15 protein-coding genes are annotated in these 15,422 nt (G+C 59.4%); 5 read left to right on the top strand and 10 right to left on the bottom strand.

Going from position 1 to position 15,422, the window contains the following annotated elements:
- The first annotated feature begins 26 nt into the window (after positions 1-26).
- Positions 27-2,210: a YccS family putative transporter gene (gene yccS / locus AC07V0_RS12595; RefSeq protein ID WP_086944428.1), complete on the top strand. Its 2,184-nt coding sequence runs from the start codon at positions 27-29 to the stop codon at positions 2,208-2,210.
- A 61-nt stretch (positions 2,211-2,271) separates the two neighbouring features.
- Here yccS and AC07V0_RS12590 read toward each other — a convergent pair whose 3' ends face one another.
- Positions 2,272-3,009 carry a substrate-binding periplasmic protein gene (locus AC07V0_RS12590; protein ID WP_018928760.1) on the bottom strand — a complete coding sequence of 246 codons (738 nt, stop codon included), beginning with the start codon at positions 3,007-3,009 and terminating at the stop codon, positions 2,272-2,274.
- 256 nt (positions 3,010-3,265) lie between these two features.
- Between AC07V0_RS12590 and AC07V0_RS12585 the strand changes: the two genes are divergently transcribed.
- Positions 3,266-3,718 carry a GNAT family N-acetyltransferase gene (locus AC07V0_RS12585; protein WP_086944427.1) on the top strand — a complete coding sequence of 151 codons (453 nt, stop codon included), beginning with the start codon at positions 3,266-3,268 and terminating at the stop codon, positions 3,716-3,718.
- 52 nt (positions 3,719-3,770) lie between these two features.
- Here AC07V0_RS12585 and AC07V0_RS12580 read toward each other — a convergent pair whose 3' ends face one another.
- The 3 genes from AC07V0_RS12580 to AC07V0_RS12570 are packed head-to-tail and all read right to left on the bottom strand — an operon-like array spanning position 3,771 to position 6,759.
- Positions 3,771-4,067, bottom strand: coding sequence for a winged helix-turn-helix domain-containing protein (locus AC07V0_RS12580; protein ID WP_007937940.1), 297 nt, complete (start codon positions 4,065-4,067; stop codon positions 3,771-3,773).
- 31 nt (positions 4,068-4,098) lie between these two features.
- Complete coding sequence (locus AC07V0_RS12575) at positions 4,099-4,590, bottom strand: M48 metallopeptidase family protein (RefSeq protein ID WP_007937938.1); 492 nt, start codon at positions 4,588-4,590, stop codon at positions 4,099-4,101.
- 45 nt (positions 4,591-4,635) lie between these two features.
- Positions 4,636-6,759: a putative bifunctional diguanylate cyclase/phosphodiesterase gene (locus tag AC07V0_RS12570; RefSeq protein ID WP_018928758.1), complete on the bottom strand. Its 2,124-nt coding sequence runs from the start codon at positions 6,757-6,759 to the stop codon at positions 4,636-4,638.
- A 319-nt stretch (positions 6,760-7,078) separates the two neighbouring features.
- On the opposite strand from AC07V0_RS12570, the gene AC07V0_RS12565 reads away from it, so the two are divergent.
- Together AC07V0_RS12565 and AC07V0_RS12560 are read left to right on the top strand one after the other, a co-directional pair.
- Entirely contained in the window at positions 7,079-7,747 is a 669-nt protein-coding gene (locus AC07V0_RS12565; protein ID WP_018928757.1) for a polysaccharide lyase family 7 protein, read from the top strand.
- A gap of 523 nt (positions 7,748-8,270) precedes the next feature.
- A complete protein-coding gene (locus AC07V0_RS12560; protein ID WP_086944426.1) occupies positions 8,271-8,633 on the top strand; it encodes a DUF6124 family protein in 363 nt (120 codons plus the stop codon).
- A gap of 95 nt (positions 8,634-8,728) precedes the next feature.
- Here AC07V0_RS12560 and fba read toward each other — a convergent pair whose 3' ends face one another.
- The 6 genes from fba to tkt form a co-directional block, all read right to left on the bottom strand.
- A complete protein-coding gene (fba, locus tag AC07V0_RS12555) occupies positions 8,729-9,793 on the bottom strand; it encodes a class II fructose-bisphosphate aldolase (RefSeq protein ID WP_018928755.1) in 1,065 nt (354 codons plus the stop codon).
- A 295-nt stretch (positions 9,794-10,088) separates the two neighbouring features.
- The gene (locus tag AC07V0_RS12550; protein ID WP_086944425.1) at positions 10,089-10,421 is read right to left on the bottom strand and encodes an MliC family protein; all 333 of its coding nucleotides are present in this window, start codon (positions 10,419-10,421) and stop codon (positions 10,089-10,091) included.
- A gap of 57 nt (positions 10,422-10,478) precedes the next feature.
- Positions 10,479-10,700, bottom strand: coding sequence for a hypothetical protein (locus AC07V0_RS12545; RefSeq protein WP_064620894.1), 222 nt, complete (start codon positions 10,698-10,700; stop codon positions 10,479-10,481).
- Positions 10,701-10,734: 34 nt separating this feature from the next.
- Positions 10,735-11,898, bottom strand: a complete 1,164-nt coding sequence (locus tag AC07V0_RS12540) for a phosphoglycerate kinase (RefSeq protein WP_086944424.1) — start codon at positions 11,896-11,898, stop codon at positions 10,735-10,737.
- A gap of 25 nt (positions 11,899-11,923) precedes the next feature.
- Positions 11,924-12,997: an erythrose-4-phosphate dehydrogenase gene (gene epd / locus AC07V0_RS12535; protein WP_086944423.1), complete on the bottom strand. Its 1,074-nt coding sequence runs from the start codon at positions 12,995-12,997 to the stop codon at positions 11,924-11,926.
- 163 nt (positions 12,998-13,160) lie between these two features.
- On the bottom strand, positions 13,161-15,158 hold the full coding sequence (gene tkt, locus AC07V0_RS12530) for a transketolase (RefSeq protein WP_086944422.1): 1,998 nt from the start codon (positions 15,156-15,158) through the stop codon (positions 13,161-13,163).
- A gap of 30 nt (positions 15,159-15,188) precedes the next feature.
- Here tkt and AC07V0_RS12525 point away from each other — a divergent pair, with 30 nt between their 5' ends.
- A complete protein-coding gene (locus AC07V0_RS12525; RefSeq protein ID WP_457326867.1) occupies positions 15,189-15,419 on the top strand; it encodes a hypothetical protein in 231 nt (76 codons plus the stop codon).
- Positions 15,420-15,422 lie beyond the last annotated feature (3 nt).

Below are 15,422 nucleotides of genomic sequence, written 5' to 3'. Positions count from 1 at the left end.
ATTGCCTCGGAAGGCCTTCGCACTTCATGTCATCGACCACATTTCGGCAGTCTCTGCGTCGCCTCTGGGCGCTGGATAAATTCAGTTACAGCGTTCGGGTATTCATCGCCCTGACCGGCACCATGGCGCTGTGTTGGTCTCAGGATCAAATGGGGCTGCTGATCCCGTTGTTCCTGGGGATCATCGCCAGCGCCCTGGCCGAAACCGACGACAGTTGGCAGGGCCGCCTCAACGCACTGGCCGTGACGCTGGTGTGTTTTATGGTCGCCGCCCTGTCCGTCGAACTGCTCTTCCCCTACCCCATCCTCTTTATCATCGCCTTTGCCCTGGCCAGCTTCTGCCTGACCATGCTCGGCGCGCTGGGCGAGCGTTATGGCGCGATTGCGTCAGCGACGCTGATTCTGTCGGTCTACACCATGATCGGCGTGGACCAGCGCGGCGGCGCAGTCACTGATTTCTGGCACGAGCCGGTACTGCTGGTGGCGGGTGCGGCGTGGTATGGCTTGCTCTCGGTGTTGTGGCAGGTGCTGTTTTCTAACCAGCCGGTGCAACAGAGCCTGGCGCGGTTGTTCCGTGAACTGGGTTATTACCTGAAACTGAAATCGTCGTTGTTCGAACCGATCCGGCAGTTGGACGTGGAAGCGCGCCGCCTGGAACTGGCCCAGCAGAACGGTCGGGTGGTGGCAGCCCTGAACGCCGCCAAGGAAATCATTCTGCACCGGGTCGGCGATGGCCGGCCGGGGGCGAAACTCAGCCGTTACCTGAAGCTGTACTTCCTCGCCCAGGACATCCACGAGCGCGCCAGCTCCTCGCACTACCCTTACAACGCGCTGGCCGAGGCGTTCTTCCACAGCGACGTACTGTTCCGCTGTCAGCGCCTGCTGCGCCAACAAGGCAAGGTGTGCCGCGCGCTGGCCGAATCGATCCAGATGCGCCAGCCGTTCATCTATGACGCCAGCTTCGCCGAAGCCTTGAGCGACCTGCACGCCTCCCTCGAACACCTGCGCATCCAGAGCAATCCGGCCTGGCGCGGTCTGTTGCGCTCGTTGCGGGCATTGGCCGCCAACCTCGGCACCCTCGACCGTTTGCTCAGCGACGCCAGCAACCCCGATGCGCTTGCAGACGCCACCGACAGCAGCCTGCTCGACCGTTCGCCACGCAGCCTCAAGGATGTGTGGATTCGCTTGCGCACACAGCTGACGCCAACGTCCTTGCTATTCCGCCACGCCCTGCGCCTGCCCCTGGCATTGAGCATCGGCTACGCGATGGTGCATTTGATCCACCCCTCGCAAGGTTACTGGATCATCCTCACCACGTTGTTTGTCTGTCAGCCGAACTACGGCGCCACCCGCCGCAAACTGGGCCAACGGATCATCGGCACCGCCATCGGCCTGACCGTGGCCTGGGCGCTGTTCGATCTGTTCCCCAACCCGTTGATCCAGTCGAGCTTCGCCATCGTCGCCGGGGTGGTGTTCTTTACCAACCGCACCACCCGCTACACCCTGGCGACAGCCGCCATTACGATCATGGTGCTGTTCTGCTTCAACCAGGTGGGCGACGGTTACGGGCTGCTTCTGCCGCGACTGTTCGATACCTTGCTCGGCAGCCTGATCGCCGGCCTGGCGGTATTCCTGTTCCTGCCGGACTGGCAGGGCCGACGCCTGAACAAAGTGCTGGCCAATACCCTGACCTGCAACAGCATTTACCTGCGCCAGATCATGCAGCAATACGCCGCCGGTAAAAGCGACGACCTGGCTTACCGCCTGGCCCGACGTAACGCGCACAACGCCGACGCGGCGTTGTCGACGACACTGGCCAACATGCTGATGGAGCCGGGGCACTTCCGTAAGGAAGCCGATGTCGGGTTCCGATTCCTGGTGCTGTCGCACACCCTGCTCAGCTATTTGTCGGGGCTTGGGGCACACCGTGAAACCCAACTGCCGTCGGATGTGCGCGAGCACCTGATCGACGGTGCGGGCGTGAGCGTGGCCGCCAGCCTCGACGACATTGCCCAGGGCCTGGCGAGCAAACAGCCGATTGCGATTCAGAGTGATGAGGAAGAAGCACTGGCCAATGCGCTTGAGCAGATGCCGGATGAAATCGATGAAGGCCAGCGGCTGGTACAGACACAACTGGCGTTGATCTGTCGGCAACTGGGGCCGTTGCGGACGTTGGCGGCGCATTTGATCAAGGACACTAACGAAGCCTGAAATGTGCAGCGACCGGGCTTGCCCGCGAAGGCTTCAGCTCGGACACTGCAGGCCTTTCAGATCACATCCCATGCTGCCTGAGCAACTTCTCATAACTCCCGTCAGCCTTCATCGCCGCAATCTCGCGATCGAAACCGGCGACGATCTGTTCATGCTCCGGGTTCTTCAGGCTCACCAGAATATGCAGACTGTTCTCGCTCAACGGCTTGGGCAGGAACTCCACGGCATTGCGCACTTTGGGTGATTCCCGCGCCAGGTAATACCGGGCGACGAACTCGTCTTCCAAAGTCAGCTTGACCCGATCGGCCGCGACCATGCGCACAGCCATGGCGAAGTTATGCACCGGGACCTTCTGCAACGACACATCCTCATCAAATTCCTGCGAATAGGCATAACCGCGTACCACCGCTATCGGGTAGGTGTGCAGTTGTTGCAGGTTGTTGTATTCGATTGGCGTGTCTTTGCGCTTGAGAAAGCGCACGCGGTTGAGCAGGTACTCGCCGGAAAATTGCCCCAGCTTCGTGCGCTCGTCGGTGTACCAGGTGTTGACCAGTACGTCGTAACGTCCCTCGCCCACCCCAAACAAGGCCCGGGCCCACGGCACTTGTTCGAAATCGCTGGCGTAACCGGCCCGGGCCAGCGCGGTGCTGACGATGTCCGTGGCCACACCGCCATTGACCAGCGTGGCGTCGGTAAAGGGTGGCCAGGCATCGGCGACCAGACGCAGCTTTTCCGCAGCCTCGGCCTGTGTCAGCAACAGCAATCCGATCAAAGCAAACGCTCGATGAAACCGCGGCATGCCAGAAATCCTTAGCGGGCGGGCTGCCCGACGTGTTTTTCAGCCAAAACTCCAAGATTCCTCTACCGGCGAACCCAGGTCCTAACATTAGCTCATTGAGGCCATTGCACAGCGCTTCATCGCAGATTACACAAAGAAGACAACTTCGCGAGAAATGAATGATGGCATTTTGGTCTTTATCACAGATTCCCTGCGATAAAGACATCCCGCCTCAGGGCGCTTAGTATCGGAACAACGTTGTTCAAGGAATGTGAAGATGACAATCGATTGGGTCTGCAAACACCACAGCGATCTGGGTAAAGAGCAGCTGTATGCCATTTTGCAACTGCGCGCCGAAGTGTTTGTCGTCGAGCAGAAATGCGCTTATCAAGACATCGATGGCCAGGACCTGGAAGGTGACACTTGCCATTTGATGGGCTGGGACGGGGATCGGCTGGTGGCCTACCTGCGATTGCTCGACCCGCAATTGCAGGGCGGCGACGTGGTGATTGGCCGGGTGATCATTGCACCCCAGGCACGCGGTGCCGGGCTTGGGCATGAGTTGATGAGCCAGGCGTTGAAACAGGCCGAGAAGCACTGGCCCGAGGTGCCGATCTACCTCTCGGCCCAGGCGCATTTGCAGGGGTACTACGGGCGGTACGGGTTTGTGGTGGTGGGTGAGGAATACCTCGAGGATCAGATTCCGCATATCGGGATGCGCCGTTCCTGAGGCCCCTATGAGCGTTCCCACGCTCTGCGTGGGAATGATCGGGGTCGGGAATTCAGGGGTATTCAAGCACCGCTTTGATCTGCCGCAGATTACGCTCGATCCACCCCCGATCAATCGCCCCCCACTCGCGAATCCGATAGCGCCCCGCGTGGTTACGTGCGCCTTCTTCCTGCTCGAATTCACAAACGATATCCAGATCCGCCAACGCCGCGATGGTGTCCTGAGCCGTGCGTCGGGGCATGCCGGTCACCTCGGTCAATGCAGGGACGTTACTGGCCAGCCCACTGTCGATCAGGTACGCCACGTACAATCGGCGGTAGAAGCTGCTCTTGGTCTTGCTCACGTCCATCCATGCGCTCCCGATTAATTAGCAGATTTGTTCAGTGCATATCCCGCCACGTCAGGTATACCCGCAAATCGAACTCCACCTGGTGATACCCCGGCAACATGTGCTCGCACAGCTTGTAGAACGCCTTGTTGTGATCCGACTCTTTGAAGTGCGCCAGCTCATGCACCACGATCATCTTCAGAAACTGCGGCGCCGCGTCCTTGAACAGCGAGGCGATGCGAATTTCTTTCTTGGCCTTGAGCTTGCCACCCTGCACCCGTGAGATCGCGGTGTGCAGACCGAGCGCGCGGTGGGTCAGGTCCAGACGGTTGTCGAACAACACCTTGTCGATGGCCGGGGCGTTACGCAGGTATTCCTGCTTGAGGTCCAGGGCATAGGCGTACAGCGCCTTGTCGCTCTGCACCCCGTGTTTTTCCGGATAGCGCTGGCTCAGGTAATCGCCCAGCCGACCTTCGGCGATCAGTTGGCGCACCTGGTCCTGCAACGCGGCAGGATAAGCCTGGAGGTATTTCAACACAGTCATTGGAGCGGCAACACGCATCACGAAAAGGTTGCCAGTGTAGCGAATTCAACTCGTCAGCGCGCCCCAGTCGAACGGCTCGACAAAGTGACCGGTATCCTCGGCCATCAACGGCCGCGCCACCAGGAAACCCTGCACATACTGGCAACCGTTGGCTTGCAGCCACTCATATTGCGCCACCGTTTCAACCCCTTCGGCGATCACCAACAGCCCTAACCGGTTGCACAAATCGATGACACTGCGTGCCAGCGCCGCATCCCGTTCGGACCCTGGCAACCGGGCGATCAAATGCCGGTCGAGCTTGAGCGTGTCCAGTTCCAGGTCGCGCAAATGCGCCAGCGAACAAGCCCCGGAGCCGAAGTCATCCAGCGCCACCCGTACCCCCAGATTGCGCAGCAAACGCAGTTGTTTGCGGGTCTCGTCGGGGTTAGACATCAAGGCCTCTTCCGTGACCTCGACTTCCAGCTGCTGCGGCTTCAGGCCATGGCGCTCCAGCACCTGACGCAGCTCGGTGACCAGGTTGGGCAACCCGAATTGGGTGCTGCTCAAGCTGACGCCCAGCACCAGATCTTCGGCAAACAAGGTTTCCCAGGCTTTGCGCTGTTTGGCCCCGCGATGATAAATCCAGCTACCCAGGCGACTGATCAACCGCGCCTCTTCCAGCAACGGCAAAAACAGCCCCGGCGGTACATCGCCGACACTCGGATGCTGCCAGCGCAACAACGCTTCGAACCCGCGGATCTGCCCATCGGCAATCGCCACCTGGGGCTGATACACCAGGTTGAAATCGCGGTTCTCGATGGCCGTGCGCACGCTCTCTTCAAGCATCAGCCGCGAGCGTGCCCGGCCGTTCATTTCGTGATCGTAGAAGCGATATTGCTGACGCCCGGCGCGCTTGGCTTCGTACATGGCAATGTCGGAGGCGCGCATCAGCCCGTCCAGATTAGACCCGCAATCGGGATAAGTGGCGATGCCGATGCTGGCACCCAAGGCGATGTCCATGCCTTCGATCTGCTGACAGATCGACACCCGCTCGATGAGCTTCTCGGCAATCTTTGCCGCCTGCTCGGGGAGCTCAAGATCCAGCAACGCAGTGAACTCATCGCCCCCCATCCGCGCCAGAATATCGAAGGGCCGCAGGCATGCCTTCAACTGCTCGGACACCCAACGCAGCACCCGGTCGCCGGCATCGTGGCCGAGGGAATCATTGACCCGCTTGAAGCCGTCGAGGTCCAGGTACAACAGCACCCAAGTGCTGTCGGAACGTTCGCCGCGCAGCAGCAGGTTTTCAACGGTCTGGTAGAAACCCCGGCGATTGAGCAGCCCGGTCAGCGGGTCGGTCACCGCCTGGAACTCCAACTGCTGATGCAGATGGCGCACCACCGACATGTCCAGCACCGTCACCACCATCGCATGTTGTTCGGCGGGCAAAGGCGCGCAAGACAACGCCACGGGCACTTGCTGGCCGGGCGCGGTACGCAGCAGCGCATCGTGCAAGCGCAGGGTTTCACCGCGTTTGTAACCGGCAAACAACTCGGAATCGGCCCAGATCGGAATGTGCGGTTTTTGCAGGAAATCCAGAAACTCCTTGCCTTGCAGGTCGTTCACCGTGGCATTGAGCAAGCGAGACATCGCCGGGTTGGCGAAGCGAATCAGCCCGTCCTCACTCACCACCAAAATGCCTTCGGCGGCGTTATCCAGCACCGAGGCATTGAAGGCCCGGGCGACTTCCAGATCATGGCTCAACCGCTGCAAGGCACGGCGATTACGCTGGTGCTCGAGCAACGCCTGGACTTTAGGCTTGAGAATTTGCGGATCGAACGGCTTGAACAGGTAATCCACCGCGCCACTGGCGTAGCCCTTGATCACGGCGTCCTGGGACTGTTCGTTGGCGGTAAGAAAAATGATTGGCGTAAGACGGGTTCGCTGGCTGCCGCGCATCAAGCGCGCCACTTCAAAACCGTCCATGCCCGGCATCTGCACATCCAGCAGCACCAGGTCGACATCGTGTTCGAGTAACAGGCCAAGGGCTTCAAAACCGGAAGCCGCGGTCATGACCTGCCAATCCTGGCGCTGTAACAACGCGCGCATGCTGATCAGGTTTTCAGGGTAATCATCAACAATTAACAGGATTGAGTTGCCTTCAGCTGGCTTAGATTGTGCGCATTCCATGCTGCATCTCTTTTTCGGGGCCTCAGGCCGGCCTTTTGTTAAAACCGGTCACCTATTGCGACTTCACTCTAGACCCGGATCCCTTAAAGCAGAAGCCGCTCGTATCCCATCACTTCGGTAAAGTTTCATATAGCCGACTAACGGTCAGCCCTGCAGGCCTTATAAACCGGGAAGGATGGCATTTCGACAGGTTGTTGACGCCAATCATCTGCCAGAAGGGCATTAACAAAGAGGCCTTCTACGCTTATAAAGACCCACCCGAAGGCGCGAGCTAGAGCTTCTGGCACGCACGTGCAGTAAAAAAGTGGAAGCTTGAATTATGATCGATCTCGCAACCTGGAACCTCAGTGTTCCCGTCGGCAGCCCGCCGTACACTGTCGAAACCACCAAGCTGGTGGACGGCTTCAAGGATCAATACTTCCACTCCGACACCGGCACTTTATTTTTCTGGTCCCCGGTCACCGGCTCCAAAACCGAAAACGCGATCTACCCGCGCACCGAACTGCGCGAAACCTACAGCAACGGCACGCTGAAAAACTGGTACTACCCTGACGCGGACAACACCCTGCGTGCCACCCTCTCGGTCAGCCAGGTGCCCAGTTCGGGCAAGATCGTCATTGGTCAGATTCACGCCTATAAGAGCCAGAAGCCCTTGGTGAAGGTCGAGTATCAATACAAAACCTCCACCTCGACCGGCAACATCGTCGCCAAAGTCCGCATGCACCCCGACGACGACACCGCCCGGGTCATCACCATCGCCACCGGCGTGAAACTCAATCAGGAATTCTCCTACCTCATCCACCTCAGCCCGGGCGGTGCATTAGGCATCAGTGCAGCGGGGTACCAATGGGACACCGACATCAGCACGATGTGGCGTGATAAGCCGCTGTATTTCAAGGCCGGGGTTTATGTGCAGGACAACACCGGGTACACCACTGAAGGCGGGGAAGTGACGTTCAGCCATCTGGATATCGATCACAATACGTAATCCCTGAAAGACCGCAGGAATCCACCCTTTGTGGCGAGGGAGCTTGCTCCCGTTGGGCTGCGCAGCAGACCCTCTTTTTGGGGGCCGCTTCGCGGCCCAGCGGGAGCAAGCTCCCTCGCCACAGGTTCTTTATGTCCAACTCCATCTCTTCACTGACCGGCATCAGCCCCCACTTAAACGCCAACGTTTAAAGACACGCAGCGTTACTTCATGAGGCCTACATCGGCTTGCGTCACTGCCTACGGGTACGCCAGAATCCGCCGGCTTGTGCGTCTGGGAGGCCATCGGTAACTTGATTCGTGTCACTGATTCGCAGTGATCGGGTTTAGTAGCCCGTGGTTTCGAGCTTGGTGCACAAGCATCTGTCAGTCAGGGATTTCGATTCCTGCGCTTGATGGTAACTGTGCGCAGGGCACCTTCGGGTGCGCCGGCTTGCTCGAAACCCCGGTCTACTAACCTGCGTACAGTTGCCTCCACTTTGATTAGTAGCCAGAGAGGGGCACTCCAATCAGGTTTCGAGCAAATGACTAAATCAACGCCGCATCCGCCGGTCACAGACCCGGCATCCCCCTACGAATCCCTCGATTCAAAAAAACTCCACGAAGCCGCCGAGCGCGCCCTCGACCACTACCTCAACCCCGCCGCCCAAATCATGGCCACCACCCACGAACCCGAGCCCATGTACCTCGCCAATCCGAAGTACAACACCGAAGCCCTGCTGGCCAACGCCAGCGAAACACTCGGCTCGGCCACCCTCATGCTCAATAATTTCGCCGCGCTGCTGGAAACCTCACATCGCAAGACCCTGCTGGGCATTGCCCAAGTGGTCATGCTCGGTGAACTGGCGGTGAATCTGGCGCTGGATCACGTCGAACCGAAGGAGTAATCGCGGCTCGGTTGGTGCAAGGCGAGCAAACTTTCTTCCAATAAAAAACCCGCCTCTCGGCGGGTTTCTTATTCAACGCAGCTTAACGCTCAGGCTCAGTTAACCTTAGCGTTCAACTCGCCTTTCAGGTAACGCTGGAACATCGCTTCCAACGAAATCGGCTTGATCTTCGAAGCATTACCGGCAGTACCAAACTGCTCATAACGCGCAATACACACGTCACGCATCGCAGTAACAGTCGCGCCGAAGAATTTACGCGGGTCGAACTCGCTCGGGTTGGTGGCCATCAGGCGACGCATCGCACCGGTGGACGCCAAACGCAGGTCGGTGTCGATGTTGACCTTGCGCACGCCGTGCTTGATGCCTTCGACGATTTCTTCAACCGGTACGCCGTAGGTTTCTTTGATGTCGCCGCCGTACTGGTTGATGATCGCCAGCCACTCTTGCGGAACCGAAGACGAACCGTGCATCACCAGGTGGGTGTTCGGGATGCGTTTGTGGATTTCCTTGATGCGGTCGATGGCCAGCACGTCGCCGGTAGGTGGCTTGGTGAACTTGTAGGCGCCGTGGCTGGTGCCGATGGCGATGGCCAGGGCGTCGACCTGGGTCTTCTTGACGAAGTCCGCGGCTTCTTCCGGGTCGGTCAGCATTTGGCTGTGATCCAGAACGCCTTCGGCGCCGATGCCGTCTTCTTCACCAGCCATGCCGGTTTCCAGCGAACCCAGGCAGCCCAGCTCGCCTTCCACCGATACGCCGCAGGCGTGAGCCATGGCCACGGTTTGTTGGGTAACGCGAACGTTGTACTCGTAGTCGGTCGGGGTCTTGCCGTCTTCGCCCAGGGAGCCGTCCATCATGACCGAGCTGAAGCCCAGTTGAATGGAGCGCTGGCAGACGTCAGGGCTGGTGCCGTGGTCCTGGTGCATGCACACCGGGATGTGCGGGAATTCTTCGATGGCCGCCAGGATCAGGTGACGCAGGAACGGGGCGCCTGCGTATTTGCGAGCACCGGCCGAAGCCTGGACGATCACCGGGGAGTCAGTCTTGTCAGCGGCTTCCATGATGGCGCGCATCTGCTCAAGGTTGTTGACGTTGAAGGCTGGAACGCCGTAGCCGAACTCGGCTGCGTGGTCCAGCATCTGGCGCATGCTGATAAGTGCCATTGTGTGTGTCTCTCCCGGTTGAGGGTCGTTAATCGTGCCAGCCTGCCGTAGCGGCGGCGGCTATTCAAGTTATTGCAGATCGGGGGTTGGCCCGGGCTGCGAATTCGGTACAACAAAAACCTGTGCGTAACGAAGAACCTGTGGCGAGCGAGCTTGCTCGCGTTCGGCTGCGAAGCAGTCGTAAACCCGTCGACTCGGTCCTTCTGAAACACCAAATCGACTGGCTTTGGGACCGCTTCGCGCTCCAGCGGGAGCAAGCTCCCTCGCCACAACAATAGTCCTGCGATCGGCGTTGTTACTGCGCTTTACAACCGCGGCCAATCAAATCATTGGTGGCGACCCAGTACACCAGGCCTTCCTCACCCTTTATGTGAAACGCCAGCATGTCGTTGCTGTACAGCGAGCCTTCGGCGCCCGGTTCAAGCTTCAGGCGGTAGACCTGATCGGCGCCGCCCAAACGAACATCGACTGCCTTGCGGCTCACATCAGTGTAGCGCCAGAGCACTTTGGCCTGGCTGTCGCAGGTCCAGGTGGTCCAGTTGCCCGTTGATTCGGCAGGCTTGAACAGTTCGAAATTCGAACAACCTGCCAGCAATGCCACTGCCGCAACGGCAATAAAGCGTTTCATCCGTGTTCCTCGACTGACAGCACACGCCGCCAGCCCTGAGTTAAAGAGTCAGACCCGTCAAGGGCAGCCATGTTCCTTGGTCGGGGTCTGTGTCTCGTATTTGTCCAGGCCATCGGGCCCGGACCGCTTGTTGATCACCGGGTTGGTTTCCGCTTGCCAGTCAGCCTGGTAGCAGCCTTTATCCGACGCGGATGGCGCGGGCTCCGGCGTGGCTTTCGGGTTACTCCCGCAAGCCGCCAGCATACCCGCGGCGATCAACAGCATTAATGTCCTGACCATCTGAACACTCCTTTGCCTGGTCAAATGAGCGGCCTCAGGCCTTGGCCCGGCTTTCCAGGACTTCAACGGCCGGCAGCACTTTGCCTTCGACGAATTCGAGGAACGCGCCGCCGCCGGTAGAAATGTAGGAGATTTGCTCGGCAACGCCATACTTATCGATGGCCGCCAGGGTGTCGCCACCGCCGGCAATGGAGAACGCCGTGCTTTCCGCGATGGCCTGGGCCAGCACTTTGGTGCCGTTACCGAACTGGTCGAATTCGAACACGCCCACCGGGCCGTTCCACAGGATGGTCTTGGACGACTTCAGCAGCTCGGCGAAATTCGCCGCGGTCTGTGGACCGATGTCCAGGATCATGTCGTCTGCAGCCACGTCGGCGATCAGCTTGACAGTCGCGGTCGCGCTTTCAGCGAATTCCTTGGCGACCACCACGTCCACTGGCAATGGCACGCTGACTTTCGCCGCAATTTCACGGGCAGTGTCCAGCAGGTCCGGCTCGTACAGCGATTTGCCAACCGGGTGACCGGCAGCGGCCAGGAAGGTGTTGGCGATGCCGCCACCAACGATCAGCTGGTTGCAGATCTGGCTCAGGCTGTTGAGTACGTCGAGTTTGGTCGACACTTTGGAGCCGGCAACAATGGCGGCCATTGGCTGGGCCGGGGAGCCCAGGGCCTTGCCCAGTGCGTCCAGTTCGGCGGCGAGCAACGGGCCAGCAGCGGCGACTTTGGCGAATTTGGCCACGCCATGGGTCGAGCCCTCGGCACGGTGAGCGGTGCCGAAAGCGTCCATTACGAACACGTCGCACAGGGCGGCGTATTGCTTGGCCAGTTCGTCGGCGTTCTTTTTCTCGCCCTTGTTGAAGCGCACGTTTTCGAACAACACGATGTCGCCGGCTTTCACGTCGACGCCGCCCAGGTAATCGGACACCAGCGGCACTTCACGGCCCAGGGCCTTGCTCAGGTAGTCAGCCACTGGCTTGAGGCTGTTCTCGGCCGAGAACTCGCCTTCGGTCGGACGGCCAAGGTGCGAGCAGACCATCACTGCCGCGCCTTTTTCCAGGGCCAGCTTGATGGTCGGCAGCGAAGCCAGGATACGCGCATCGCTGGTGACAACACCGTCCTTGACTGGGACGTTGAGGTCTTCGCGGATCAGTACGCGCTTACCTTGCAGATCGAGGTCGGTCATCTTCAACACGGTCATGGGTCGCAATTCCTGGATAGCTGTTTTAGAGAGCAGGTTTTTGAAAGACAGATTGTGGAGTAGCAACTGCTTGTAAATAGTGTTCTGCAACGTCCAGCATTCGATTGGCAAAACCCCATTCGTTGTCGAACCAGGCCAGGATGTTCACCAGCCGTGGGCCGGAAACGCGGGTCTGACTGGCATCGACAATGGCCGAATGGGGGTCATGATTGAAATCACAACTGGCGTGAGGCAACTCGGTGTAGGCCAGAAGGCCTTTGAGCGGGCCATGGGTGGCGGCCTCGCGCAGAATCCGGTTGACCTCGGTGGCGTCGGTATCGCTTACGGTCTGCATCGTAATATCGAGGCAGGACACGTTAACCGTCGGCACCCGCACGGCTTTGGCCTGAATTCGCCCGGCAAGTTCCGGCAGCAAGCGTTCAATGCCTCGCGCCAGACCAGTGGACACCGGAATCACCGACTGGAACGCCGAACGGGTGCGGCGCAGGTCTTCGTGGTGATAGGCGTCGATCACCGGCTGATCGTTCATCGCCGAGTGGATGGTGGTGATCGACACGTATTCCAGACCAATGGCCTGATCCAGCAGGCGCAACAGCGGCACGCCGCAGTTGGTGGTGCAGGACGCGTTGGACACCAGCAGCTCGTCACCGGTCAGGCAATCCTGGTTCACGCCGTAGACGATGGTGGCGTCGACATCCGCCTCGCTGGCCATCGGCTGGGAAAACAGCACCCGTGGCGCACCGGCGTCGAGAAAACGCTGGCCATCCTGACGGGTGTGATAAGCGCCGGAGCACTCCAGCACCAGATCGACGCCCAACGACGCCCAATCGATGCCTTCGGGGGTGGCACTGCGCAGGACCTTCACGCAGTCGCCCTTAATATGCAGACAATCGCCCTCAACCCTCACTTCACCGGGAAACCGCCCGTGAGTGGAGTCGAAGCGTGTCAGGTATTCGATGCTGGCCATGTCGGCCAGATCGTTGATCGCGACAATTTCAAACCCAGCCGTCGAGCCTCGCTCAAACAACGCACGCAAGACACAACGACCAATCCGGCCGTAGCCGTTGAGTGCAACTTTGTAAGGACGCGGTTGAGGCATGGGGTTCTCGATAGTCGCGGCAGACGAATTCTTGCTAACAACACAAATCCCTGTAGGAGCTGTCGAGTGAAACGAGGCTGCGATCTTTTAAGATCAAAAGATCGCAGCCTGCGGCAGCTCCTACACAGGGAACGCGGTGGCCATAAAACCACCGCGGCGTGCCTTAGTCTTCCAGCAGCTCTTCAGCCTGACCCAGGATGTTTTCCAGGGTGAAGCCGAACTCTTCGAACAAGGCCGGCGCAGGCGCCGACTCGCCGTAGGTGGTCATGCCGATCACGCGACCTTCCAGGCCCACGTACTTGTACCAGTAGTCCGCGTGGGCGGCTTCGATGGCAATACGCGCGCTGACCTGCAATGGCAGAACCGATTGCTTGTAGCCGGCGTCCTGGGCTTCGAAGACGCTGGTGCATGGCATCGACACCACACGAACCTTGCGGCCTTGCTCAGTCAGTTTGTCGAAGGCTTGAACGGCCAGGCCGACTTCCGAACCGGTGGCGATCAGGATCAGCTCAGGCTCGCCTGCGCAGTCCTTCAACACGTAACCGCCACGGGCGATCTCTTCGATCTGGATCGCGTTGCGGGTTTGGTGTTGCAGGTTCTGACGGGAGAAGATCAGTGCCGAAGGACCGTCGTCACGCTCCAGGGCGAACTTCCAGGCCACCGCCGATTCAACGGCATCGGCCGGACGCCAGGTGTCGAGGTTCGGCGTGCAGCGCAGGCTGGCCAGTTGCTCGATCGGCTGGTGAGTCGGGCCGTCTTCGCCCAGACCGATAGAGTCGTGGGTGAACACGTAGACGATGCGTTTTTTCATCAGCGCCGACATGCGCACTGCGTTGCGGGCGTATTCCATGAACATCAGGAAGGTCGCGCCGTAAGGCACCAGGCCGCCGTGCAGGGCCACGCCGTTCATGATCGCGCTCATGCCGAACTCGCGAACGCCGTAGTACATGTAGTTGCCGCTGGCGTCTTCGGCGGTGACGCCTTTGCAACCTTTCCACAGGGTCAGGTTGGAGCCGGCCAGGTCAGCCGAACCACCGAGCAGTTCAGGCAGCAGCGGGCCGAAGGCGTTCAGGGCGTTCTGGCTGGCTTTACGGCTGGCGATGGATTCGCCTTTGGCCGCGACTTCAGCGATGTAGGCCTGGGCCTTCTCGGCGAAATCCTCCGGCAGGTCACCACTCAGGCGACGAACCAGTTCATTGGCCAGCTCAGGGAATTCAGCAGAGTAAGCAGCGAAACGCTGGTCCCACTCGGCTTCGGCAGCGCGACCGGCTTCCTTGGCGTCCCACTCGGCATAGATATCAGCCGGAATTTCGAACGGGCCGTGGTTCCACTTCAGCGCTTCACGGGTCAGGGCGATTTCCGCGTCACCCAACGGGGCGCCGTGGCAATCTTCCTTGCCTTGCTTGTTCGGCGAGCCGAAGCCGATGGTGGTCTTGCAGCAGATCAGCGTCGGTTGTGCGCTTTTGCGCGCGGTTTCGATCGCGATCTTGATTTCTTCCGGATCGTGACCGTCGACATTGCGGATCACTTGCCAGTTGTAGGATTCGAAACGCTTCGGCGTGTCGTCGGTGAACCAGCCTTCGACTTCACCGTCGATGGAGATGCCATTGTCATCGTAGAAGGCGATCAGTTTGCCCAGGCCCAGCGTACCGGCCAGGGAACTGACTTCGTGGGAAATGCCTTCCATCATGCAGCCATCACCCAGGAATACGTAGGTGTGGTGATCGACGACGTTATGGCCAGGACGATTGAACTGCGCCGCCAGGACTTTTTCCGCCAGGGCGAAACCGACTGCGTTGGCCAGGCCTTGGCCCAGTGGACCGGTGGTGGTTTCAACGCCCGGGGTGTAGCCATATTCCGGGTGACCCGGGGTACGGCTGTGCAGCTGGCGGAAGTTTTTCAGGTCATCGATCGACAGGTCGTAGCCGGTCAGGTGCAGCAGCGAGTAGATCAACATCGAGCCGTGACCGTTGGACAGCACGAAGCGGTCACGGTCGGCGAACGATGGATTGCTCGGGTTGTGCTTCAGGTAGTCACGCCAAAGTACTTCGGCGATATCCGCCATACCCATAGGGGCACCGGGATGGCCGCTGTTGGCTTTTTGCACGGCATCCATGCTGAGGGCACGAATGGCGTTGGCGCGCTCACGACGGCTGGGCATCGCTGATCTCCTGCGGATATTGAATCGAGAGTGAATAAAACGAAACGGAAAAAAGGCGAGCATTTTCCCTCACCGACCCGCCTCGGGGCAATGACAGATAGTCATCCGAAGGCGTTTTTCCAATGGATAACGGCGTATTCGACTGATGAAACCTTTCCGCTGTTGGTTTGTGGACTGAAACTAACGTTAAGAAGTGCCATCTATCGACCAATATCAAAACTTTTTGATATTGCTCTTGCGGTGTTTTCTTACCGTCACTAGACT

The sequence above is a fragment of the Pseudomonas sp. GW821-FHT01E10 genome (assembly GCF_059422365.1).
This window is presented reverse-complemented; position numbering and strand designations above follow the sequence as displayed.